This window comes from Nonomuraea sp. 10N515B (assembly GCF_052245915.1).
Lineage (GTDB): Bacteria > Actinomycetota > Actinomycetes > Streptosporangiales > Streptosporangiaceae > Nonomuraea.
Window position 1 is genome coordinate 344057 of the sequence record NZ_JBQQBQ010000001.1, and the last position, 24349, is coordinate 368405.

The 24349-nt window shown below is 70.1% G+C and carries 19 protein-coding genes; 11 read left to right on the top strand and 8 right to left on the bottom strand.

Annotation, left to right across the window (positions count from 1 at the left end; genetic code table 11):
• Positions 1–92: 92 nt before the first annotated feature.
• Positions 93–1082 (bottom strand): quinone oxidoreductase family protein, encoded by a 990-nt coding sequence (locus ACTWQA_RS01540; protein WP_443157497.1) that lies wholly within the window; start codon positions 1080–1082, stop codon positions 93–95.
• 86 nt (positions 1083–1168) lie between these two features.
• On the opposite strand from ACTWQA_RS01540, the gene ACTWQA_RS01545 reads away from it, so the two are divergent.
• Positions 1169–1759, top strand: a complete 591-nt coding sequence (locus tag ACTWQA_RS01545; RefSeq protein WP_443157498.1) for a CGNR zinc finger domain-containing protein — start codon at positions 1169–1171, stop codon at positions 1757–1759.
• 132 nt (positions 1760–1891) lie between these two features.
• Here ACTWQA_RS01545 and holA read toward each other — a convergent pair whose 3' ends face one another.
• Positions 1892–2875, bottom strand: a complete 984-nt coding sequence (gene holA, locus ACTWQA_RS01550; protein ID WP_443157499.1) for a DNA polymerase III subunit delta — start codon at positions 2873–2875, stop codon at positions 1892–1894.
• A 121-nt stretch (positions 2876–2996) separates the two neighbouring features.
• Here holA and ACTWQA_RS01555 point away from each other — a divergent pair, with 121 nt between their 5' ends.
• Complete coding sequence (locus ACTWQA_RS01555) at positions 2997–4514, top strand: AAA family ATPase (RefSeq protein ID WP_443157500.1); 1518 nt, start codon at positions 2997–2999, stop codon at positions 4512–4514.
• Between the two features lie 223 nt (positions 4515–4737).
• Here the strand turns inward: ACTWQA_RS01555 and ACTWQA_RS01560 are convergent, their stop codons facing one another.
• From ACTWQA_RS01560 to ACTWQA_RS01585, 6 genes are all read right to left on the bottom strand, one after another.
• Positions 4738–7227 carry a ComEC/Rec2 family competence protein gene (locus ACTWQA_RS01560; protein WP_443157501.1) on the bottom strand — a complete coding sequence of 830 codons (2490 nt, stop codon included), beginning with the start codon at positions 7225–7227 and terminating at the stop codon, positions 4738–4740.
• Position 7228: 1 nt separating this feature from the next.
• The gene (locus ACTWQA_RS01565) at positions 7229–7852 is read right to left on the bottom strand and encodes a helix-hairpin-helix domain-containing protein (RefSeq protein WP_443157502.1); all 624 of its coding nucleotides are present in this window, start codon (positions 7850–7852) and stop codon (positions 7229–7231) included.
• A gap of 777 nt (positions 7853–8629) precedes the next feature.
• A complete protein-coding gene (locus ACTWQA_RS01570) occupies positions 8630–9460 on the bottom strand; it encodes a DegV family protein (protein ID WP_443157503.1) in 831 nt (276 codons plus the stop codon).
• 39 nt (positions 9461–9499) lie between these two features.
• Entirely contained in the window at positions 9500–10708 is a 1209-nt protein-coding gene (hutI, locus tag ACTWQA_RS01575; RefSeq protein ID WP_305923370.1) for an imidazolonepropionase, read from the bottom strand.
• 532 nt (positions 10709–11240) lie between these two features.
• Entirely contained in the window at positions 11241–12644 is a 1404-nt protein-coding gene (gene hflX, locus ACTWQA_RS01580) for a GTPase HflX (RefSeq protein ID WP_443157504.1), read from the bottom strand.
• Positions 12645–12728: 84 nt separating this feature from the next.
• Complete coding sequence (locus tag ACTWQA_RS01585) at positions 12729–13421, bottom strand: DUF4097 family beta strand repeat-containing protein (RefSeq protein WP_443157505.1); 693 nt, start codon at positions 13419–13421, stop codon at positions 12729–12731.
• Positions 13422–13576: 155 nt separating this feature from the next.
• On the opposite strand from ACTWQA_RS01585, the gene aceB reads away from it, so the two are divergent.
• From aceB to ACTWQA_RS01630, 9 genes are all read left to right on the top strand, one after another.
• Entirely contained in the window at positions 13577–15154 is a 1578-nt protein-coding gene (gene aceB / locus ACTWQA_RS01590) for a malate synthase A (protein ID WP_443157506.1), read from the top strand.
• 27 nt (positions 15155–15181) lie between these two features.
• Positions 15182–16618 (top strand): FAD-linked oxidase C-terminal domain-containing protein, encoded by a 1437-nt coding sequence (locus ACTWQA_RS01595; protein WP_443157647.1) that lies wholly within the window; start codon positions 15182–15184, stop codon positions 16616–16618.
• Positions 16618–17805, top strand: coding sequence for an FAD-binding oxidoreductase (locus ACTWQA_RS01600; protein ID WP_443157507.1), 1188 nt, complete (start codon positions 16618–16620; stop codon positions 17803–17805). Before ACTWQA_RS01595 ends, ACTWQA_RS01600 begins: the two co-directional genes overlap by 1 nt.
• Positions 17806–19008: a (Fe-S)-binding protein gene (locus ACTWQA_RS01605; protein WP_443157508.1), complete on the top strand. Its 1203-nt coding sequence runs from the start codon at positions 17806–17808 to the stop codon at positions 19006–19008.
• Positions 19009–19072: 64 nt separating this feature from the next.
• Positions 19073–19816, top strand: a complete 744-nt coding sequence (locus tag ACTWQA_RS01610; protein WP_443157509.1) for an IclR family transcriptional regulator — start codon at positions 19073–19075, stop codon at positions 19814–19816.
• Positions 19817–19835: 19 nt separating this feature from the next.
• On the top strand, positions 19836–20048 hold the full coding sequence (locus ACTWQA_RS01615; protein ID WP_192791071.1) for a DUF2277 domain-containing protein: 213 nt from the start codon (positions 19836–19838) through the stop codon (positions 20046–20048).
• Between the two features lie 55 nt (positions 20049–20103).
• The gene (locus ACTWQA_RS01620; RefSeq protein ID WP_443157510.1) at positions 20104–22017 is read left to right on the top strand and encodes a hypothetical protein; all 1914 of its coding nucleotides are present in this window, start codon (positions 20104–20106) and stop codon (positions 22015–22017) included.
• A 791-nt stretch (positions 22018–22808) separates the two neighbouring features.
• Positions 22809–23375 carry a hypothetical protein gene (locus ACTWQA_RS01625; RefSeq protein WP_443157511.1) on the top strand — a complete coding sequence of 189 codons (567 nt, stop codon included), beginning with the start codon at positions 22809–22811 and terminating at the stop codon, positions 23373–23375.
• A gap of 186 nt (positions 23376–23561) precedes the next feature.
• Complete coding sequence (locus ACTWQA_RS01630) at positions 23562–24302, top strand: isocitrate lyase/PEP mutase family protein (RefSeq protein ID WP_443157512.1); 741 nt, start codon at positions 23562–23564, stop codon at positions 24300–24302.
• Positions 24303–24349: the final 47 nt, after the last annotated feature.

Here is a 24349-nt window from a genome sequence, read left to right on the forward strand (position 1 = left end):
GGCGAGGGCGACCCCCGGCCGCCTCCCTGGGGCACGCCCACGTGCCGTCCGGGAAGAGCACACGGCGCGCGCGGCCCGCCGAGGGCGAGGGCTCACCCGGTCTCGGCGGTCGTGAGGACGTTCTTGCCACGGCTGTCACGCCGTTCGAGCCGCTCGTGGGCCTGGCGGGCCTGATCCATCGGGAAGACCGCCTCCACCGGAACCCGGTACGACCCCGACGCCACCCGGCCAGCGATCTCCCGCAGGTCGTCGCGGGGGTCGTAGCCGTGCTGCAACAGGTTAGTGAGCTGAAAGCCGAGAATGGCGGCGTTCTTGGGATAGAAGTCACGGGTGTCGATGATGCTCGGTTCCAACGCAACGTTGGCCAGAGCGACCACGCGCCCGGCATAGGCGGCCTGGCGCAGGCTGTGCGCGAACGTAGGCCCGCCCACCGCGTCCAGGACGACGTCCGCCCCGCGCCCGCCGGTCAGCCGCATGACCTCGGCCACCGCCGCTTCCCCGGGGTGGTCGGAGGTGTCGACGGTCTCGTGCGCGCCGAAGCCCGCCGCCCACGCGGCCTTGCCGGCCGAGCCCGCTACCGCTATCACCCGCGCGCCCAGCTGCGCGGCGATCTGCACGGCCGCGCTGCCGACCCCGCTGGCTGCGGCTTGAACGACCACCGTCTCGCCCGCCTCCACCCTGGCCAGGCGCCGCACGCAGTACCAAGCGGTCAGCCAGGCCGTGGGCAGCGCCGCGGCCTCGATCATGCTCATGTCCTTCGGCAGGACGGCCACCCGATCCGCGGGCACGGCGGCGAACTCCGCATACAGGCCGCTGCCCAGCGCCATGACCTGCTGCCCCACCTCGATGCCGTGCACGCCGTCGCCCACGGCGGCCACCGTGCCCGCCGCCTCCAGTCCGGGGATCAGCGGCGGGCGTCCGGCCCGATGGTAGGAACCCGAACGGATGAGGGCGTCCGCCCGGTTCACCCCCGCTGCCGCGATTCGTACCAGCACCTCGCCCGGCCCGGCGTCGGGGACCGGGACCTCCACAAGACGCAAGACCTCGGGTCCGCCGAATTCGTCGATCCGCACCGCGCGCATGCCGCACTCGCCCTCTCTGGACACTAGTTGAATAGGTGTCATCATGTATACCTATTCAACAGGTGTCAACCCAGTAGGATCGGAGCATGACCCGCCCGCCTGCCGCCTCCCTGATGGCGTTCCCTTTCATCGGCGGCCGCCCCTGTCTTGACTTCGTCGCTACGCTCGGCAAGCGGCACGCCGTTCCCGTCGAAAGGCTGCCGAACCCCGACGCACTCGGCCGCTGGATTCACGAGGCCGGACTCAGCCCGGATGTCCCCCAGGCCACCACCGCGCACCTGACGGACGCCCTGGGCCTGCGTGAGGCGATCTACCAGCTGTTGCGCGCCGCGATCGCCGGGCGTCCTGTCGACCCTGCCGACGTCGCGCTCACCAACGCGGTGGCCGCGAATCCCGATCTCGCCCCGCAGCTCTCTGTCAGCGGCGACTTGCCGTCCATCAGCCGGCAGAGCGCCGACGTGACGCCCGCCGCCTTGGCGACCGTGGCCCGCGACGCGGTGCTGTTGCTCGGCGGCCCACTGCTGGAGCGGGTCAAGGAGTGCGAGAATCCAGACTGCTCGCTGCTGTTCCTTGATGACTCACAGGCACGGCGACGCCGCTGGTGCTCAATGGACCGGTGCGGGAACCTGGCCAAGATCGCCGGCTACCGCTCCCGAACCCGTGCGCGTCCCGAGTGAGGCCGCCCCCGATCTCCGGCAGCAGGACGGTTTCGCTGCTGGGGCATCACCGAGCCAGATCCACCAGCCCACCTCACCACGAGCCGAACCTCAGCTCCTGACACAGCGGCGCACCTCCGGCACAGCGGCGCACTACCTCCCAGTGCGGCTGGCCACGATTACCTGCACCGTATGCTCCAGCGCGTACGCCGGATCCGCTCCCCCGCCCTTGACCTGCTCGTCCGCGTCGGCCACCGCCTGGATGGCCCTCGACAAGCCTTCGGGCCCCCATCCGTTGAGCTGCCGCCTCACCCGGTCCACCTTCCACGGCGGCATGCCGACATGGCTCGCCAGCTGCCCGCCCCGGAGATTGCGCGGCGCGCTCCCCACCTTGGCCAGCGAGCGCAACCCACCGGCCAGCGCGCTCACCAGCAACACAGGTGCCACCCCGGTGCCGAGCGCCCACCGCAGCTGCTCCAGCGCGTCGCCCAGCCGCCCCTCGATCGCGGAGTCGGCCACGTTGAACCCGGTGACCTCGGCCCGCCCCTTGTGATAGCGGGCCACGGCCGCCGCGCTGATCGTCTTGTCCTCGGTGTCGAACATCAGCTGGCCGCACGCCGCCGCCAGCTCCCTCAGATCGTTGCCGACGGCATCGAGCAACGCCTGCGCCGCGTCACTGGAGATTCCTCGCCCGGCCCGCTTGAACTCCCCTTTGACGAAATCCAGCCGCTCCCCCGCCTTGGTGACCTTGTTGATCATGATCACCGCAGCCTTGACCTTCTTCACTCCGTCGACCAGCGCCTTGCCCTTCACCCCGCCCGGGTGCACCAGCACGAGCACGGTGTCGTCGGACGGCTGCTTGGCATAGGTCACGACCTCGTTGATCACTTCCTTGGGCAGATCCTGCGCCGACCGGACCACCACCACGGAACGATCGCCGAAGAGCGACGGCGAGGTCAGCTGCATCAGCTCCCCGGCCGTCATCTTGCTCCCCACGAGGTCGTGCACCTCGACGTCCGGATCAGCGGCCCGCGCCGCCGCGACGACGCCGCTCACCGCCCGCTCGGCCAGCAACTCCTCATCGCCGAGGACCAAGGTCACAGGTGCTGGATCGCTTCCCGCCATGCCTGGCAGCATGCCATGCGCCGCCGACAACCTGGTACTCGACGATGTCAATGAAGGCGACATGCGGCCACTTGGGGGTAGGCTTACCTATGCGGAATTGGTTAAGGTCAACCTGAACAACTATGGGGGGGATGTGCCTATACCGCTAGCCAAGCCAGAGCGGCTGCTGGACCGTGATCACGAATGGGCGCTGTTGAACGGTTTCCTCGCCGATCCAGCCCCGGAGTTGCGGCTGGCCATCCTCTCGGGACGGCGGCGGAACGGGAAGTCGTTCCTGCTGGAGGCGCTCACAGAAGCAGCGGGCGGGCTATATCTGACCGCCGTACAAGAGGAAGGCCGGGTGCCCGCGCTGCACCGGTTCACCGAGGCGATCGCCGCGCACGCGGGAGTGCGACCTGGGGCGATGCGGCTGGACGACTGGCGGGATGTGCTCACCGCCGCGCTGGATGTGGTGAACCGGGCGCCGGGGGCGCCGCTGATCGTCATCGACGAGCTGCCGTATCTGCTACAGCACTCCCCGGAGATCCCCGGGTTCCTGCAATTGCTGTACGACCAGTCGCAGTCAGGCAAGGCGCCCGGTGGCCGGATCGTGCTTTGCGGCTCGGCCATGAGCGTGATGTCTGAGCTATTGTCCGGCACCAAGCCGCTACGCGGCCGAGCCGTGCTGGACCTGCGTCTGCCGGCCTTCGACTACCGCACCACGCGCACCCACTGGGGGATCGAGGATCCGGCGGTGGCACTGCAGGTGGATGCCGTGCTCGGCGGCGCCCCCGGCTACCGGCCGCTGGCCGCGGGACCGGCGCCGCAGAGCGAGGCGGAGTTCGGTCCTTGGGTAGAACGCACCCTGCTGGACCCGGGGCGTGCCCTGTACTCACGAGTGGAGGCGGAGTTTCTACTGCGCGAGGACCCGCGGATCACCCACCGCACGCTGTATTACGACGTGCTGTCCGCGGTGGCCCGGGGTGCGTCGACACCGGCGAAGGTCGGTTCGGTGCTCGAGCGGTCCCGCTCCGCCATGGTCGCTCCGCTGGAAGTACTCGAGTCCACCGGCTACATCCGCAGAGAGCAGGACATGCTGAAGGCACGGCATCCAGTCATCAGCGTGGCAGACCCGGTGATCCGCTTCAACCAGCTGATCACACTGCCCATGGTGGACCTGGTGGAACGGCGGCGCGGAGCCCAGGTGTGGCAGTCATCCCGCCCGACGTACCACTCGAAGATCCTCGGCCCGCACTTCGAGGAGACCGCCCGCGAGTGGGCCCGCACCTTCGCCTTCGACGAGACGCGGCTGTCGCTCGGCGCGGTCGGCACAGCGGAGATCGCCGACCCTGCCGCCCGGACCAGACATGAGGTCGACCTGCTCGCCATGGCGCTAGGTGAGCGCCCGCAAAGCCCTCGGGCGACCATCGCCCTGATCGGTGAGGCCAAGGCCACCATCCAGCCCCGCGGACTGAAGGACCTCCAGCGCCTCGAACACATCCGGACCCTGCTCGCCGACCAAGGACATCGGCCCGATGACGCGGTCCTTGCCCTGTTCTCCCTGTACGGCTTCCATCCCGATGTCATCGATGCCGCCCAACGCCGCCGCGATGTCCTCCTGGTCGACATTGGCGCGCTGTACGGGGACAGCCCCATCCACGGCCTGATGTGACACGACACGCGCGACGCGCCATGGGCCGACCGGGAAGCGGCGCGCCTTCGTCGTGCAACCAGGAGCAGGCCACTTCCCATGGCTCGATGACGCCGACCGGTTCGTGGCGACGACCGCGGCATTCTTCGGATGAATGCTGCCTGGCCGCCCTCCAACGGCTGGTGCGGGTGCTCATACGTCACTCCACTGCAACCGCCGCACTACAGCCCCGCCAACCGCCGTCCTACGGACCCCGGGCAACCACCGCCAATCCCCCATCGCGCTCTACGACCGCTAGATCTCCCGACTGGTCGGTACGGTAGGTGATCGCGCCGAGGCGCCGCAGCAGAGCGAGCGTGGACGGGGCAGGATGGCCGTAGTCGTTGTCGGCGCCCACGCTGATCAACGCCGCCCGCGCCCCGAGCGATGCCAGGAAGGCGGGTGACTGCCGGTTGGACCCATGGTGCGGAGTCTTGAGGATGTCGGCCCGTACGCGAACGCGGCGTAGAAGCTCTTCCTGGGCCTCCGTCTCCAGATCACCGCCGAGCAGTATGGATCCCGAACGCCACCGTACGTGGAGCACCACGCTGGAGTTGTTGATCGCACTGCCCTCCCCTTGCCCGTGCATCTCGCTCATGGCGGGGTCGGGAGCGAGCACGCTCAGCTCCGAAGGCCCGAACCGCCAGCGGCTCCCCGGCGCCGCCGTCCATTCGGGTATCCGTCGCTGCGCCAGGGTGACCGATGTGTGCGCGCCGGCTCGGGGCTCCGTGCGGTGCGGGCTGACGACCACGGCCCCCACCCGCCGGTTCCTGAGCACTCCCGTGAGCCCGTCCTCGTGGTCGGCATGCGGATGCGTGACAACGAGCAGCGGTACGTCGTCAACGCCGACCCTCCGGAGGCATCGGTCCATGATGACCGGGTCAGGGCCGGTGTCGACGACGACGCCCCGGCCTGGCCCCGCCGCGATGATCAGCCCGTCCCCCTGCCCGACGTCGCACATCACCATCAGCCAGCCATCGGGCGGCCACGGCCCGGCGAGGGGACGTACCGCCAGGATGGCCACCAGCGCGCCGGCGGCGACCGTCAGCGCCATCGCCCGCCAGGCCCGGCGGCGCAGGATGGGTATCGCGACGGCCGCCGTGAGCCCGAGCAGGCCGATCCCCAGGAGGCCGCTGGGCCACGGCAGCGTGGCGAAGGGCAGGCCGACGGCCCAGCCGGCAACCGCGATGATCCAGCCGACTGCGTATCCGGCCGGGACGACCAGGAAGTTCGCCGCCTCAGGCCATAGGGGCGCCACGAGTGCGGCACCGAAGCCGAGCAGGGTCGCGGGAGCCACCGCCGGCGCCACGAGCAGGTTGGCGAGCACCGCCACGGGCGTCAGTTGTCCCGACATCAGCACGAGCACGGGCGTCACGGCCACCTGAGCGGCCGCCGGCACGGCCACCGCCTCCGCCAGCCAGCGCGGCAACCGGTACGGCAGTCTGGCGTTGCCGCCCTGGGCATGGCCGCCCTGGGCATGGCCGCCCCGGACATCACCGCCCCGGACATCGCCCACCTGGAAGTCACTGCCCTGGACATCGCCGGCTTGGGACACGTCACTTCGCTGCTCTGTGGATGACAGGCGGTCACGCCAGCGCGGGGCGAGGATGAGAATGCCTGCGGTGGCCGCGACCGAGAGCGCGAAACCGTACGAGCGAGCCAATTCAGGTGCGAACAACATCAGCAGCAGGACCGTTCCCGACAGCGCCGCGAAGCCGTCCCTCGCACGTCCTGTGCCAAGGGCGACGGCGGCCACCAGGCCCATGAGGAGGGCCCGCAAGACACTTGGGGACGGGCGGGCCACGACGGCGAAGGCGAGCATCGCGATGGCGGCGAAACCCGCCCTCATGGGCAGGGAAAGGCCGATAAAGCGGGAAATGGCAAGGGTGGCGCCGGCGACGATGGCGAGGTTGGCCCCGCTCACCGCGTGAAGGTGGTTCATCCCGGCTTCCCTCAGATCGGATGCCACCTGCGGATCCATGCGCGAGACGTCGCCCACGACCAGGCCGGGGAGCAGTCCTCGCTGGTCCGGGGGAAGGACGTCGGCGGCGGCGCGCAGGCCGGATCTCAGACTGCCTGCGACCGTTTGGAGCTGCGACGGTGGCGTCAGGACCCGTGGTGGACCCCGGACCAGGAGAATGGCCGCCACCAAGTCGCCAGGGGTCGCTTTCGCCAGGCGGCCGGTGACTTCGAGATGCTGGCTGGGGAGCAAGTCGCTCCATTCGCGCCCACTGGCGAAGACGGTGATGGGAACGCTGACGGCCTGTCTGCTTCCGGCTCTCTGAATGATCTCGAGGGTGGCCGGGACCACATAACTGTCCTGGTTGAAGCGTCCGCCTCGGGATGCTCTGCGTTTGGGGTCGTCGGTGAGGGTGATCTGGGCGGTGATGGACGAGCCCTTCGCCGCCAGTGCGGCCGTCGGCCCGGTGGTGAGAGCCTGGACCCGGAAGGCGATCGACACCGAAACTGCCGCTGCGCAGATGAGCGTGGCCAAGGCGACGTTGCGCCAACTCCTGGTAGATGCGCGAGTGCGCCACGCCACGGCGCAGGCGGCCAGGGCTATGGACATTGCCACGATCAGGCTGACGGAAGCGGCGCAACCGAGGAGGATCAGGGCACTGGCCCAGGCGGCGAGGGCGGGAAGCGTCAGCGGCCAGGCGTGCTTGCGCTCGTCGAAGTCCGTGCCGACGGCCATGTCAGACGCGAACCTTCGGCTTGATCTCGTCGAACTTGCGCGGGCCGATGCCGCTCACTTCGCGCAACTGCTCCACGCTGGTGAATCCGCCGTGGCTGTCACGGAACTCGGTGATGCGGGCGGCCAGGACCTCTCCCACGCCTGGGAGTTGCTCGAGTTGCTCTGTCGTGGCGGAGTTCAGGTCGAGGACGGTCGCGGCCGGGTCCGAGACGGCAGAGCCGGGAGCGGCCGGGCCTGCGGGGGTGCCCACCACGATCTGCTCCCCGTCGATCAAGCGTCTGGCGAGGTTGAGCGAGCCGGTGGAGGCGCCACGGGCCACCCCACCGGCCACCGTCACCGCGTCTGCGACCCGGGCGCCCGCTGGGAGAAGGTAGACGCCGGGTTTGCGGATCTTGCCTGCGACGTGGACGGTCACCTTTGCGGTCGGGGACGGCGTCGAGGACGAGATCGGGGCGGGAGGCGGGAGTGGCTCCGGTGTCGGCTGAGATCGCCAAACGAAGAAGCCGGCGACGGCCACCGCAAGGGCGCCGACGGCGAGCAGCACGCGAAGTCCCGGCTTGCCGGCGTCCAAGGCAGGGCCCTGCGAGGCCAGCGCTGCCCGGAACGCCTGGAAGGAGGGCGGCATGGGGATCGGACCGCTGGTACGGCCAGGTGGTGCCAGGGTCGGGCCATCGATACCGCTCGGTGGGGCCGGGACTGGCCGGCCGTCGGGCCGAGGGGGTGGTGGGTGCGGGTCACCGTCATGCCATCCGGGCGCCGAGGCCCGCCCGCTCTCGGGCCGAGGCGGTAGTGGGACCTGATCATCGCCATGCCATCCCAACGCCGAGGTCGGCCCGCTCTCCGCCCAAGGCGGCAGTGCGGCCTGATCACCGCTATGCCATCCCAGGGCCGAGGCCAGGCGGTCGTTGCGGTCGGACGGTATGAGAGCCGTGTCGCCGTTGCGGCCGTGAGGGTGGGACGTGGCGGGGTCCTCGTCGTGGCCCGGTGCGGAAGTCTCGCCCCAGCCGAACGGCGCGGTGTCGTCGTCTCCGACGGCCGGCAGGTGGTCGGTCGTCTCCCGACGTGCGGTCGGGGGATCCTCGATCCCGGACCCGCGAGCCGGAAACGCGGAGGGAGTGCCGTCGCCGCTCTCCCTTGTCTCGACGCGCAGGGCGTGACCGCCAGTGCGCCGAGGCAGGAGTCGGCGGGGATGGCGGGCAGGGGTCATGATCGACCGTAGCCGGGATGCGGCTATGGCGCGCTCCGCGGTCGGATCAGGCGTTCGCACGCAAGAGAACGTAGGACCCTAGCGGCCGCTGTGAGGGCCCGAGCGACGTTCTGGGGACAGGGGACGCATGAGTTGATAGGGCTGTGGACACAGAGGCCGCAGAGGCGCGCTTGAGGCCGCCACGGCCCTAGGTGGCTACACGTGGCATGGGGTGACGGTCAGCCCCAGCATGCCTGGGCCGACGTGGGCGCCGATCACCGGGCCGACCTCCACCACCCGCAGGTCCACCAGCCCGGGCACTCGCTTCGGCAGACGTTCCGCGAGTGCTTCCGCACGGGATCTCGCCGCCAGATGCTGGACCGCCACCTCCACCGGACCCTCACCGGCCGCCCGCACCGCCAGATCCTCCAGGCGGGCGATCGCGCGCGTCGGCGTGCGAACCTTCTCCAGCAGGGAGATCTGGCCGTTCACGATGTGGAGGAGCGGCTTGATCATGAGAGCGGAGCCGAGCACTGAGGCGGCGGTGCCGATGCGGCCGCTGCGGCGCAGGTAGTCGAGCGTGTCGACGTAGAAGAAGGTCTGGGTGGTCTCGGCGCAGCGGCGGGCCATCGAGGTCACCGACTCCAGTGACCCACCTTCCGCGGCGGCGCGCGCCGCGGCCAGCACCGGGTAGCCGAGGCCCATCGCGATCGAACGGCTGTCGATCACTTCCACCGGTACGGGTGCTTCACGGGCGGCTAACCTGGCCGAGTCGACGGTGCCCGACATGTCGCTGGACAGGTGGATCGAGACCACCCCTGTCGCGCCGGCTCCGGCCAGGGACGCATAGCAGGCGGCGAAGCGGGCCGGTGAGGGACGGGAGGTGGCCGCGGAGGCGAGGTCCGCTCGATCCGGCATCCCGCCGCCGTAAGAGCCCTCGTCGTACGGCGTGCCCTTCACGATCACCTGCAACGGCACGACGGCGACACCCGGCACTGCAGGCAGGTAAGCAGATGAATCCGTGACAACGGCAACGGTGGGCGACATATGCCGAGATTAGCCAGTCGGCCCGTCGCCCTGAAGCGGTTACTGGACCGGCGTGCCGCCCCGCCACACCCGGCGCGGCTTGAGGCCGAAGGACCAGGCGAAGGCGCCCTCGTGGTCGGCGTCCCACTGCACGATGTCCGCCAGCCGCCCCGGCGCCAGGACGCCACGGTCGGGAGCGCCCAGGACGGTGGCGCCGCCGAGGGTGGCCGCGCGGAGCGCGTCGTTGACGCTCATCCCGAACGCCGACACCGCCATGGCGATCACCAGTGACATCGACGTGATGCCGCAGTAGCCGGGGTTGTGGTCGCTGCCGAGCGCGATCTGGACGCCGTGCTTGATCATCTGGCGGACCGGCGGCAGGTGGCCGCGCTGGAGCGCCGTGGCGGGGCAGACGACCGCGGGCACGCCGTAGCGGGACATGATGGCGATGTCCTCGTCCGACATGTGGTGCAGGCCGTCGGCGGAGGCGCAGCCGAGCTCGGCGGCCAGCTGGACCGCGCCGCGGCGGCTGTAGAGGCCGGCGTGGATGCGCGGCAGCAGACCGACGTTGCGCCCGGAGGCGAGGACCCAGCGGGATTCCTCGGTGGTGAAGTGGCCCTCGTCGCAGTAGACGTCGACACTGTCGGCGCCCGCCGCGGCCGCGTCGGCGCACCAGGCGCCCACGGCCTCGACGTATTCGCGCTGGCGGCCGAAGTATTCGGGCGGGACGGTGTGCGCCGCCAGGAAGGTGACGTGCACGCGCGGCATCATCGGCTCCTTCTCCAGCTCGCGCAGGAGCCGCACGTCGGCCAGCTCGCCGTCGCGCGTGAGGTGGTAGCCGGTCTTGGCCTCGACGGTGGTGGTGCCGCTGAGCAGCCAGCCGCGCAGCCGCTCGCGTACGCCGTTGCACAGGGTCCACGGGTCGGTGCCGCGGGTCACGGTGACGGTGGAGCCCACGCCGCCGCCCGCCGCGGTGATCGAGGCGGCGCTGGAGCCGCCGGTGCGGATGGCGAGCTCGGCGTAGCGGTTGCCGGCATAGACGGGATGCGTGTGGGCGTCGATGAGGCCGGGCGTGACCAGCGCGCCGCCGAGGTTTTCGACGTGGTCGACGTCGACGATGTCGTCGACGACTCCGGGCACGCTCTGCGGCAGATCGGGGGCTCGCCCGACCCACGCGATGCGGTCATTGTGCACGAGAATGGCCGCGTTACTGAGGACCTCGTTGCCGGTCCAGAGGCGGCCGATGTTGGTGAGGAGCCGAACGGTCACCGCATCACCGCCCTGCGTGAGCCCCTGCGCGGGCACAGTGCCCAGCGCACGGCCTGTGCCGCGCCCACTGAGTCCGCTCCGGGTCCGGACGACATGGGGGGTCTCCTGCTCTCATCCGCTCGAGTTGTGCGGTGACCGTTTCGCCAGAGTCATGATCCGGCGATTTCGGTTCAGTTACGTTATTTCACATGTTGGGCTGGTGTACAGGGTTATTCGGAAGAAAGACCACAGATCCCAACCGCCACCCAGCCCCGCCTCGTATTCCTGGCCCCCGCTGACGACTTCGACACCATGAGTCATCATCTGAAACCCAGAACCCACACCCAAAAAGCTAGAAGACCTACGTCAGGTCTGGCCAATCCTAGCAATAGCCGGGGTTCGGGGACCACTGTCGCTTTTAGGCAACTCTGCACGCTTTGCGGCCAGTGCTGCCCAACCATGCCGTGATGAGCCGCCGATGGCCGCCGACGGCATCATCCGTGCCGAGCGGCCCCACCGTACCGCAGCACGGCGGAGTCGCCCAGCGGAATCGTCAAAAGACGCGTTCGACCGGCTTGCCCACCCGCTCCAGCTCCTGGAACAGGCTGGGCAGCACGCGAGCGTGCAGGATCGTGCCGTCCTCCACGTGGGCCACGGAGAGCACCTCGCCCTCCTTGTGAGCCCGTGAGATCAGGTCGCCCCGCTCGTACGGCACCAGCAGGTGCACCTCCAGGTCCAGCCTGGGGAGCTCGCGCTCGATGAGCGCGATCAGCTCGGGGATGCCCTTGCCCGTCCGCGCCGACACCACGATGCTGTCCCGCTCACGCCGCAGCACCCGGTCGATCACGTCGGGATCGGCCGCGTCGGCCTTGTTGATCACGACGATCTCCCGGATGTCCTGCGCGCCGTCGATGTCGGCGAGCACCTCGCGCACCGCCGCCAACTGCCCCTCGGGGTCGGGGTGGGAGCCGTCGACCACGTGCAGGATCAGGTCGGCGTCGGCGACCTCCTCCAGCGTGGAGCGGAACGCCTCGACCAGCTGGTGCGGCAGGTGGCGCACGAAGCCGACGGTGTCGGCGATCGTGAACAGCCTGCCCTCGGGCGTGCGCGCCCGGCGCACCGTCGGGTCGAGGGTGGCGAACAGCGCGTCCTCCACCAGCACGCCCGCACCGGTGATCCGGTTGAGCAACGAGGACTTGCCGGCGTTGGTGTAGCCGGCGATGGCCACGGCCGGGACCTCGCGCCGCTGGCGCTGGTAACGCATGGTGTCGCGGGCGGTGGACATGCCGCCGATCTGGCGGCGCAGCTTGGCCATCCGCTCGCGGATGCGGCGGCGGTCCAGCTCGATCTTGGTCTCACCGGGGCCGCGGCCGCCGATGCCGACGCCGCCCGCGGCCCGGCCACCGACCTGCCTGGACAGGTTGCCACCCCAGCCACGCAGGCGGGGCAGCAGGTATTGCAGTTGCGCGAGCTCGACCTGCGCCTTGCCCTCGCGGCTCTTGGCGTGCTGGGCGAAGATGTCGAGGATCAGCGCCGTACGGTCGATCACCTTGACCTTGACCGTGTCCTCGAGCTGACGGAGCTGACCGGGGGTCAGCTCGCCGTCGCAGATCACGGTGTCGGCGCCGTGGGACTCGACCACGTCGCGCAGCTCCAGCGCCTTGCCGGAGCCGATGTATGTGGCGGGGTCGGGCTTCTGACGGCGCTGGATGAGCCCGTCGAGCACCTGCGACCCGGCCGTCTCGGCCAGGAGCTTGAGTTCGAGCAGGGAGTTTTCCGCGTCCTCGGCGGTGCCCGAGGTCCAGACGCCGACGAGGACGACCCGCTCGAGTCGTAGCTGCCGGTATTCGACTTCGGAAATGTCCTGGAGTTCAGTGGACAGACCTGCCACACGGCGGAGCGCCTGGCGCTCCTCGAGGTCGAAATCGCCGGATTCGAGCGTGATGTTTTCGTGCATTCGTGTCATCTCTATGAGGGAACGTCTGGACACCTCGGTGTCTTCCCACGATGGTGACAGACATCCCCCGGGTAGGCATCTGAGTTATCCGGGCACCACGCTGACGTTGCCGGAGCCCGCGCTCAAGGAGATCTTGTTCGGTGACGAGCCGTCGTCCTTGACCGAGACGGTCACGTCGCCGGAGCCCGTGTCAGTCTTCACGTCGTAAGCCCCGCCGGGAACGTTGAGCACGATGTCTCCCGAACCGGCCTTCAGCTGTGCGCTGGTGGGCGCCGTCGTGTACTTGAGCTCGACGTTCCCCGACCCCGCCTCGGCGACCACCGTCTTGCCCGCCAGGCTCGAGCCGTCGACGTCGCCGGAGCCGAGGTGCACGTCGACGTTCCCGGTCAGGGACCTGAGCGTGATGTTGCCCGAGCCGCTGTCGAGGTCGACCGCCAGTCCCTTCGGGACCTCGATCTCGTAGTCGACGCTGCAGCTGCCCCAGTTCGACGGGCAGTCGTACGTCACGAACAACGCGCCACCCTCGACCTTGTGCTCCGGCTTGGGCTTGTCGTCGCCGCGCCAGCGGAGCTTCTCGACGACCCGGATGGCCGTGCCGTCGGTCTCGGTGACGACGGTGTCGCCGGCGTGGCTTTCGAGCTGAAGCTTGGTGACCTTGTCCGTCACCTCGTAGGACGTCGTGTCCTGGTTCGTGGGGCCGGCGAGGTCGCCGAGCCCGCACCCTGTCAGCAGCACCGCCGAGGCCAGCAGCCCGCCCGCGATCGCAATCGTCTTCATGCGTTGAATCCTTTCGCGGTGAGGCCCTCGATCCCATCAGGAACTCCCCCGAGGAACCCCCGAGGAATACCCCACCTTTGACCCGGGAAGCAGGAGAGGAGTAGCTTCACTTCCACAATCCAGAAGTGATTTTCCACAGAGCGGAAAGAGGTCCCATGGAGATCACCGGCCCGATCCTCGACCGGTTCGACGAGATCCTCACGCCGGAGGCGCTCGGTTTCGTGGCGGCTCTCCAGCGGGAGTTCGGCGCCAGACGGCTGGAGCTGCTGGAGGCACGGCAGACGCGGCAGGCGGAGCTCTCAAACGGCGGCCTGCTCGACTTCCTCCCCGAGACCAAGGAGGTCAGGGAGGCCGAATGGCAGGTCGCGGCGCCGGCTCCCGGCCTGGAGGACCGCCGGGTCGAGATCACCGGACCCGTCGACAAGAAGATGACCATCAACGCGCTCAACTCCGGCGCCAAGGTGTGGCTGGCCGACTTCGAAGACGCCAACTCCCCGCTCTGGGAAAACTGCGTGGCCGGCCATCTCAATCTGCATGACGCGCTCGACCGCACGATCGACTTCGAGACCGGCGGCAAGGCATACGCGCTCAAGCCCGACGACGAGCTGGCCACGGTCGTGGTGCGGCCGCGCGGCTGGCACCTGGACGAGAAGCACGCCCAGGTGGACGGGCAACCGGTGTCGGGGTCGCTGTTCGACTTCGGGCTCTACCTCTTCCACTGCGCCCAGCGGCAGCTCGACAAGGGCAAGGGCCCGTACTTCTACCTGCCCAAGATCGAGTCGTACCTGGAGGCGCGACTCTGGAACGACGTCTTCACCAGGGCGCAGGAGCTGCTCGGCATCCCCTACGGCACCATCAGGGCCACCGTGCTCATCGAGACCTACCCGGCCGCGTTCGAGATGGAGGAGATCCTCTACGAGCTGCGCGACCACTCTGCCGGGCTCAACGCGGGCCGCTGGGACTACCTGTTCAGCGTGATCAAGAAGTTCCGCACCAGGGGCCGGGAGTTCCTGCTGCCCGAGCGGAACGCGGTCACGATGACGGCCCCGTTCATGCGCGCCTACACGGAGCTGCTGGTGCGCACCTGCCACAAGCGCGGCGCGCACGCCATCGGCGGGATGGCGGCGTTCATCCCCTCGCGCAGGGACCCCGAGGTCAACGCCGTGGCGCTGGAGAAGGTGCGGGCGGACAAGACGCGCGAGTCGGGCGACGGGTTCGACGGGTCGTGGGTGGCCCACCCGGACCTGGTGCCGATCTGCCGTGAGGTGTTCGACGGGGTGCTGGGCTCGCGGCCCAACCAGCTCGACCGGCTGCGTGAGGACGTCAGCGTGACGGCGGCCGACCTGCTGGCGGTCTCGGAAACCCCCGGCGAGATCACCGAGACGGGGCTGCGTAGCAACGTGGACGTGGCGCTGCGTTACCTGGCCGCCTGGATGGGCGGGCTGGGCGCGGTGGCGATCCACAACCTCATGGAGGACGCCGCCACGGCCGAGATCTCGCGCTCGCAGATCTGGCAGTGGATCCACAACGACATCACGCTGGCGGACACGGGCGCGCAGGTGACCAAGGAGCTGGTCGAGCAGATCATCTCCGAGGAGCTCGCCAAGATCGCCGGGGAGCCGGGCTACGACGAGAAATTGTTCGACCAGGCCACCGCGTTGTTCAAGGAAGTGGCGCTGGACGACGACTTTGCCGAGTTCCTGACTCTTCCCGCTTATGCCCGCATGCCGTGAATAATCGGAAACGGAGGTGATCGAGTGCTGGACACCCTGGTGGCGGCCCTGCGTTCGCTGCTGCCCCCCGACTCGGTGATCACCGATCCGGTACGCCTGCGCACCTATGAGTGCGACGGCCTGACCTACCACCGGGCGACCCCGGGTGTGGTCGTGTTGCCGGACACGGCCGAGCAGGTCGCCCGCGTGGTGCGGCTCTGCAACGACTTCGGCGTGCCGTTCGTGGCCAGGGGCTCGGGCACGGGCCTGTCGGGCGGCGCGCTGCCGCGCGAGGACGGCGTGCTCATCGTCACCTCCAAGATGCGGGCGATCCTGGAGATCGACCTGGACGATCGCCGGGCGGTCGTGGAGCCCGGCGTGACCAACCTGGCCATCACCGAAGCCGTGCGCGACCGGGGTTATTACTACGCCCCCGACCCCTCCAGCCAGCAGGTCTGCTCGATCGGCGGCAACGTGGCGGAGAACTCCGGCGGCGCCCACTGCCTCAAGTACGGCTTCACCGTCAACCACGTCGAGGCCTGCGAGATCGTCACCCCGGACGGCGACCTGGTCACGCTCGACCGCATGGACCCCGGCTACGACCTGCTGGGCGCGTTCATCGGCTCGGAGGGCACGCTGGGCATCGCCACCAAGATCACGGTACGGCTCAGCCGCGCGCCGCAGGCAGTGACCACGGTGCTGGCCGCGTTCGAGAGCATCGAGCAGGGCGGCCAGGCGGTGTCGGCGATCATCGGGGCCGGCATCGTGCCGGCCGCGATCGAGATGATGGACGCCCTCGCCATCGAGGCGGCCGAGGCGGCGGTGGCCTGCCGCTACCCGGAGGGCGCCGGAGCGGTGCTGATCGTCGAGCTGGACGGGCCCGAGGCGGAGGTCGAGCGGCAGTTCGCGCAGCTCAGCGAGATCTGCTCGGGGGCGTTCGAGCTGCGGGTGGCTGCCGATCCCGCCGAGCGGGCGGCGATCTGGAAGGGACGCAAGTCCGCCTTCGCCGCCGTGGGCCGCATCAGCCCGGCGTACATCGTGCAGGACGGTGTGGTGCCGCGCACCTCCCTGCCGAGCGTGCTGGCCGCCATCGACCGGCTGTCGGCCGAGCACGGGATCAGGGTGGCCAACGTCTTCCACGCCGGCGACGGCAACCTGCACCCGCTGGTGTTGTTCGACGACGCCGAGCCTGGCGCGGGCGAGCGGGCCGAGGTGGTCTCCGGCGCGATCCTGGACCTGTGCATCGAGCACGGCGGCTCGATCACCGGCGAGCACGGCGTGGGCGTGGACAAGAGCCGTTACATGCCGAGGATGTTCAGCGAGGCCGACCTCGACACGATGCAGCTGGTCCGGTGCGCGTTCGACCCCCGAGGGCTGTCCAATCCGGGCAAGGTGTTCCCCACGCCGCGGCTGTGCGGTGAGGCGCCGGGCGTTCGGAAGGGCGCGCATCCGCTGGTGGAGTCCGGGAAGGCGGAGCAGTTCTGATGCTGCTGTCTGATGCTGGGGTGACGGTCAGGGAAGCGGGCGCGGACGACGTCGTCAGCGGGGTCAAGCCGCGCTGGGTGGCGTTGCCGGAGACGGTCGAGGAGATCGCGGCCGTGCTGCGCGCCTGCGCCGAACGGGACCTCGCGGTGGTCCCCGCCGGCGGCGGCACGAAGCTGCACTGGGGCCCGCCGCCGGAGCGGTGCGACGTCCTGCTCGACCTGTGTTGCATGAACGAGATCCTGGAGCACGCGGCCGGCGACCTCGTGGTGCGGGCGCAGGCCGGGGTGACGATGGGCGCCCTGTCCGCCGCGCTCGCGGACAAGGGACAGGAGCTCGCGCTGGACGTGCCGTTCGCCGAGGACTCGACGGTCGGCGGCACACTGGCCACCGCTCCCGCGGGGCCGCGCGCGTTCCGCTACGGCACCGCCCGCGACCTGCTCATCGGCATCACGGTCGTGCTGCCCGACGGGACGATCGCGCGCTCGGGCGGCAAAGTGGTCAAGAACGTCGCGGGCTACGACCTCGGCAAGCTCTTCACCGGCTCGTACGGGACGCTCGGCGTCATCGCGGAGGCCACGTTCCGCCTGCACCCGCTGCCCGCCGACCGCCGCTGGATCACGGCGGAGCTCGATCGCGACGAGCTGCCGCCGATCGCCGCCGCGCTGGCCGCCTCGCAGGCCGAGCCGAGCGCCGCCGAGGTGGACTGGCCGGATCCCGGCGGGCCGCTGACCGTGGCCGTGCTGGTCGAGGGCGCGGCCGCCGGCTCCAGGGCCGAAGTGCTGCGCGCGCTGGTGGGCAAGGGCACGGTGACCGGCGAGCCGCCGTCGTGGTGGGGACTGATCCAGAACGACGAGGTGCTGGTCGAGGTACGATTCCCGGCCACGGGCACGCAGGCCGTGCTGGACGTGGTGGCCGGCACCGGGCTGTCGCTGCGAGGCTCTGTGCTGTCCGGGCGGGTGGTGCTGGAGTCGTGGGGGGCGATCGCGGAGCCGGAGCTGGCCGCGGCGGTGTCCGGGTTGCGCAAGCGGGTCGAGGCGGCCGGCGGGCGGGTGAGCGTGCTCACCGCTCCTTACCCGAGCGTCGACCGGTGGGGGCAGGTCAGCGGGCTGCCGCTGATGCGGCGGGTCAAGGAGCAGTTCGATCCCGGGCGCAGGATGTCTCCCGGCCGCTTTGTGGGAGGGATCTAGATGGATCCGAAGCTGATCAACGATTGTGTTCACTGCGGGTTCTGCCTGCCGACGTGTCCGACGTACCTGCTCTGGGGCGAGGAGATGGACTCCCCGCGCGGGCGGATCCACCTGATGCAGCAGCATGTCGAGGGCACCCCGATCACGCCGGAAATGGCGGGGCATTTCGACGCTTGCCTGGGATGCATGGCGTGCGTGACCGCCTGCCCGTCCGGGGTCAAGTACGACCGGTTGATCGAGCTGACCAGGACGGAGGTCGAGCGGCGGCACGAACGCGACCCGCAGGAGCGTGCCGTGCGCGGCATCGTGTTCTCCCTGTTCCCTTACCCGCGCAGGCTGCGGCTGCTGCGGCCGGGGATGTGGCTGGCCGAGCGGATGGCGCCCTTGCTCACGCGCGTCAACCCCAGCCTTGGGGCCATGGCCGCGCTGGCGCCACGCGTGGAGCGGCGGCAGCGACTGCCGCGCGTGGTCCGGGCTCGCGGGGAGCGCCGCGCTGTGGTCGGCATGCTCACCGGGTGCGTGCAGGGCGAGTTCTTCCCCCAGGTGAACGCGGCCACGGCGCGGGTGCTCGCGCTGGAGGGCTGCGACGTGGTCATCCCGCGGGGTCAGGGCTGCTGCGGGGCGCTCAGCGTGCACTCCGGGCGCGAGGACCAGGCCAGGCGGCTGGCCCGGCGCACGGTCAGGATGTTCGAGCAGGCCGGGGTGGACACCGTCGTGGTGAACGCGGCCGGCTGCGGCTCCACGATGAAGGAGTACGCCGTGCTGCTCGGCCGCGAGCCCGGCTTCAAGGTGCGTGACCTGTCGGAGTTCCTGACGGAGCTGGGACCCGTGGCCAGGCGGCATCCGCTGCCGCTCACCGTCGCCTACCACGACGCCTGCCACCTGGCCCACGCCCAGGGCGTGCGCGCCCAGCCGCGCGAGCTGCTGAGCGGCATTCCCGGCCTGGAGCTGCGCGAGATCCCCGAGTCGGCCATCTGCTGCGGCTCGGCGGGCACGTACAACATCTTCCAGCCGCAGGCCGCCCGCGACCTGGGCGACAGGAAGGCCAAGGCGGTCGGCTCGACCCATGCCGAGCTGCTGGTCTCCGCCAACCCCGGGTGCACCATGCAGATCGCCGCCGCCATGCGGCGGGCCGGCGCGGAGATCAGGGTGGCCCACACCGCCGAGGTGCTGGACGCCTCGCTGCGCGGGGTGAGCCTGTGAGCGACCGCAGGGAGCGAACCATTAGACGCAGCAGTGTGCTCGCCGGACCGGCGAAGGAGGACCGGTGAGTGTCCAGTCGGTTGAGCGGGCGCTCGATGTGCTGGAGGCGCTGGCCGCGCATGGCGGCGAGGCCGGACTGTCGGAGATCGCGGCCAGGACCGGGCTGCCGTACGGCACCATTCACCGGCTGCTGCAGACCCTGCTCGCGCGCGGCTACGTGCGTCAGGAATCCGACAGAAGGTACGCCCTGGGCGGCGGCCTGGTGCGGCTCGGCGGCATCGCGGAGAGCATGGTGGGCGTGTGGGCGCAGCCGTACCTGACGAAGATGGTCGAGCTGTCCGGCGAGACCGCGAACCTGGCCGTGCTCGAAGGAGACTTCGTCGTCTACGTGGCGCAGGTGCCCTCACCGCGGAGGCTGCGCATGTTCGCCGAGGTCGGCCGGCGGGTGCTGCCGCACAGCACCGCCGTGGGCAAGGTGCTGCTGGCGGGGCGGCCCAACGGCGAGGCGGTCGCCGTGTTCGAGCGGACCGGCATGCCGCGCCGCACCCCCAACACGATCATCGACGTCACCGGCATGCTCACCGAGCTCGACGTCGTCAGGGCCCGCGGCTACGCCATGGACCTGGGCGAGGAGGAGCTGGGTGTGCACTGCCTGGCCGTGCCCGTGTGGGACGGCAACCGGGTGGTGGCCGCGATGTCGGTGTCGGGGCCCGCCGAACGCATCGACGCGCGGGACCGCGACGAGCTGGCCGAGGGCCTGCGCAAGATCGCCCTCGACTTCGGCAACGAGCTCAGCCCTCCGTCTTAGGGCCGGTTACCGTTGAGGCATGTGTAGGAGCATCAAGACCCTCCGTCCCCCGTTCACCGAGAGCGTGACCGAGGAGGACGTGCGCGCGGCCGCGCTGCAGTACGTCAGGAAGATCTCCGGCTTCCGCGCGCCGGCGGCGCACAACGCCGAGGCGTTCGACCGGGCCGTCGAGACGATCACCCGGGCGTCGGAGGAGCTGCTGGGGGCGCTTCAAGTTCGTGGATCTCGTTGACAGGCTCTCCTGGCGGGGGACGATGTAATCCCTGACGATTCCCCCAGGAGCTGCCATGATCAGCGGGTTGTACGAGGGGCAGGACGGCGACTCGCGGTTGGCGCTCCGCGTCGACGTCGACGGGACCAGGCCGACCGGGCGGGTGAGCGGCGACCTGTTCGCCGTGGCGGGCGCGACGATTTCGTATGTCGGGTCGTTCGTGGTCAACGCCCCCGCCGTGCGGGCCGAGGGTGCCGAGGCCCGGATCGACGGGCGCGGGGTGTTCACGTTCGACACGCCGGACGAGGACGTGAGCGTGACGATCATCGACGGGTCGGGGACGGCGGCGCTGGCGGGGCGTACCTATCAGCTGTCGTTCTCCTCGCCGTTCTTCCGGCGGGTGCTGCTCGAGCAGGACTCGGTGACGGGCACGGTGCCGTTCGTGTCGTACCGCACCGGGTCGCTGCCGGGTCCGAGCGGGTCGCCCGCGAGGGAGCTGAGTGTGACCGCCGCGTACGCCGAGGCGGGCATCGAGCTGACGACGGCGGAGCCCGGGGTGATCCCGGTGGACGGGTCGGGGGCGGATCTGGCGTGGAACGACGCCGAGCTGCACCATGCGATGACGCAGCAGTTCAGCACGTTCGCGGACGCGCCGGCGTGGCGGGTGTGGCTGCTGGTGGCCAGCAAGCATGTGGGCGGCTACCGGGGCATCATGTTCGACTACAACGACGCCCATCAGCGGCAGGGGGCGGCGGTCTTCTACGACGCGATCAAGGGCGACTCCCCGCAGGCGCAACGCGCGCAGCTACGGACGTATGTGCATGAGTTAGGGCACGCCTTCAACCTGCTCCACTCCTGGCAGAAGAACCTCGCCACCCCACCCCAGCCCCTCGGCCCGGACGGCGGCTTCGGTGATCTGTCGTGGATGAACTACGTACAGAACTTCAGACCCAACGGCGAACAGGGCTATTGGGCGGCCTTCCCCTTCCAGTTCACCGACCCGGAGCTGGTGCACCTGCGCCACGGCTTCTTCCGCGACGTCGCCATGGGCGCGAACGCGTTCGGCACCGGGGCGGCCGAGATCGAACCGTTCGAGCAGCCGGTCGAGGACCATTCCGGGCTGCGGCTGGAGTTGCGCGCCAAGGAGTCGTTCGAGCTGGGCGAGCCTGTCGTGGTCGAGCTCAAGCTCGCCTGCGCCGGGGAGCCCCGCGTCACCCACGGCCATCTGCATCCGGACACGGAGTTCACGCAGGTGTCGATCACGCAGCCGGGCGGCAGGACCGTGTTGTACCGGCCGATGATCCGACACTGCGTGGACACCTCGCCGGACATCCGGCTGGACGAGGGCAACCCGGCCCTGTACCGCAGCGCGTACATCGGGCACGGCCGCGACGGGCACTACTTCCAGCAGCCCGGCGAATACCAGGTCCGCGCCCAGTACATCGCCGCCGACGGCTCGCGCATCGTCTCCCCTGCGTGCCTGGTCAGGGTGCGTTTCCCGGTCACCCGCGACGACCACCAGGTGGCGGAGCTGATGCTGGGCGAGGAGCAGGGCAAGCTGTTCTCGCTGCTCGGCTCCGACTCACCGGCGCTGCGCTCGGGCAACCTGGCGCTGGACGAGGTGATCGACAGGTACGGCGACCACCGGCTGGCCACGTACGCCCGGATGGTGAAGGGCCTGAACGCGGAGAGCGAGTTCAAGGCGCTGACGGCGGACAAGCGGCTGCGGGTGCGCCCACCGGATCCCAAACAGGGCATCGAGCACCTCACGCGGGTCGTGCAGGAGGCCACCATCGACAACATCACCCTGAACCTGGTGATGCGCCGCCTCGCCAGGGCCCAGGCCAGGCAGGGTGATCTGGGGCGGGCCAACGCGGTCGTGGACCAGATGGTCGCCACGTTCCAGGCCAAGGGGGTCAACCCGGTCGTCATGGGGCAGATACGGCGGCAGGCCGAACTGACGAAGGCTGCGCTCGGCGCCGAGGCCTGAGTCCCGTCAAGCGGGCCGGGAAAGCCATGTGGAGTGCCGGCGGCAGCCGGGCCGGCCACCGTCATCGGTGGCCGGCACGTCATCCGGCGAGCCGATTCAGGAAGCTGTAGCAGGGCTCTCGGCGGAAGTCATGGAACGTGGCGCAGGGGTCCGCGACGCCTCCCCCGAAAACCCGTGGCCGTTCCGGCTCTGGCTCCGGCCGCTCCGGAGGAGGCGCCTGCGGGGTCGGTGAGCCGACTCGAGGCGTCGTCTTGGGGCGCTTGGGGACGGGCGTCCGGGGAGCGGCCGACCGCTGCGGCCGGGCCGCAGGCGTGATCGGTGGCGCCGGGGCGGACGACGGCACCGGGGCGGCCGACGGGACCACCGCTCCTGGCGGGGGCACAGCCTGCAGCCACGGAGCCGGGGCGGGGACCGTGTTCTGGAACGTTCCATGGAGCAGCATCGGCGATGCGATCCATGTCGTATGGGAGATGGCGGTAGTAGCGGAGGGTGAATTCGATCTTACGGAAAGCTGCGTTTCCTCATCCATTTCCGGAGTTCTTTGTGAGGACCGTTCCGAGGAACCGGTAAATGCCAGGAATATTCCCAGGACGGCGGTGACCAGGACCCCGGCCGCGCCTGCCGCCGATCGCAGGCGCCCGCGGCTACCTGCGGAAATGGATCTAAGCGGGGACAAGTCGTGATTCCTTTGTGATTGGTGTGCGAGCATTCCTCTGTTGCGGCTAGTGTGGTCCATCACCCTCGAAGCAGACGAGTTTTCCCCCGATACGACTGCAGGAGTTGTCACCGCAATGCAAGATCCGAGCGAGCCGGATCGTCCCGAGATCCTGTCCGGACCAGGGGATGTCCGCCTGGCCCAGAGAAGCGACGGCCGCGGCGCCGAACCCCCGAAGAGCAAGAGGAAGACCATCGCCATCGCCGCTTCGGCGCTCGTCGCCGTGCTCGCGGCGGGCGGCGTCGGCTACACGCTGGCCGCCAACCCCACCACTCCCGCCACGCAGCAGGGCACCGGCGGGCCCGCCGCCTCCCAGAGCGCCGACCCGAACTTCCAGGACGATGACGCCACGATGGGCGATGTCGCCACCGACGCTCCCAAGGACGGCCTGCCGGACGACGGGAGCATGGGCGATGCCGACGCCGACACCGACACGGGCACTGGCGGCGACCCCGCTGCCGACACCGGCGGCGACACCGGCTCGACGGGCTCCGACCCCTCACGCGGCACGACCCAGACCGGCACCGGCCAGCGGCCCTCGACGTCCTCCCCCACCAAGGCGCCGCAGGCGCCGGAGGCCGACACCCCGGCGGACGGCCCGGCGGGCGAAGTCATCGGCCAGTGCGCCACGAGCGGCTGCTGAGCAAGCCTGCCAGCGCTCCAAGGGCTGCTGCCGACCATCCCGGCCAGCGGCCCAGGGGCCGCGGCTGACTGAGCGGGCCAGTGCCCCAGGGCTGCTGCTGAGAGCCGCCCCCATGTGAAGTGGCTTGCCGTTAATGGACCGTATTGGACCTACGGCGGAAGCCACCTTGCTCCATAGGGTCGTCGTATGACGACTGAGAAGGTGGGCGTGCTGCGCGCGCTGCACGTGCCCGGGAGCCCCCTGGTCCTGGCCAACATCTGGGACGCCGCCTCCGCGCGGGCCGTACAGGAGGCCGGTTTCCCGGCGGTCGCCACCGGCAGCGCCGCCGTCGCGAAGGTGCTCGGGTACGCGGACGGCGAGGGCACGCCGGTCGACGAGATGATGGCCGCCGTCTCCCGCATCACCAGGGCCGTGGACGTGCCGGTGACGGCCGATGTGGAACGCGGCTACGGGCTCAAGCCCGCCGAACTCGTGGAACGGCTGGCCGCCGCCGGCGCCGTGGGCTGCAATCTGGAGGACACCGACCCCCGCACCGGCGAGCTGCTCGACGCAGGCGTCCAGGCGGAGTTTCTGGCCGAGGTGCGGGCGGCCGCCGGGCAGGATCTGGTGATCAACGCGCGGATCGACACGTACCTCCACGGCAGGACCTCCACCCAGGAAGCCGTCGAGCGCGCGCGGCTCTACCGCGAAGCGGGCGCCGACTGCGTCTACCCGATCACGCTGGCCGACGAGGACGGGATCCGGGCGCTGGTGGCCGAGGTCGACGGGCCGGTCAACATCCTGTTCAGGCCGGGCACGCCGTCGCTCGGGCGGCTGGCCGAGCTGGGGGTGGCCAGGATCAGCTTCGGGGGCGGGCTGCACAAGGCGGCTCATGCCTACGCCCAGAGCCTGTTCGCGAAGGTGCGGGACGGACAGAGCCCCTACTGACCAGGGTGGCGGGCGGCGGCACCGTACGCCCTGCTGACCAGGTGGCG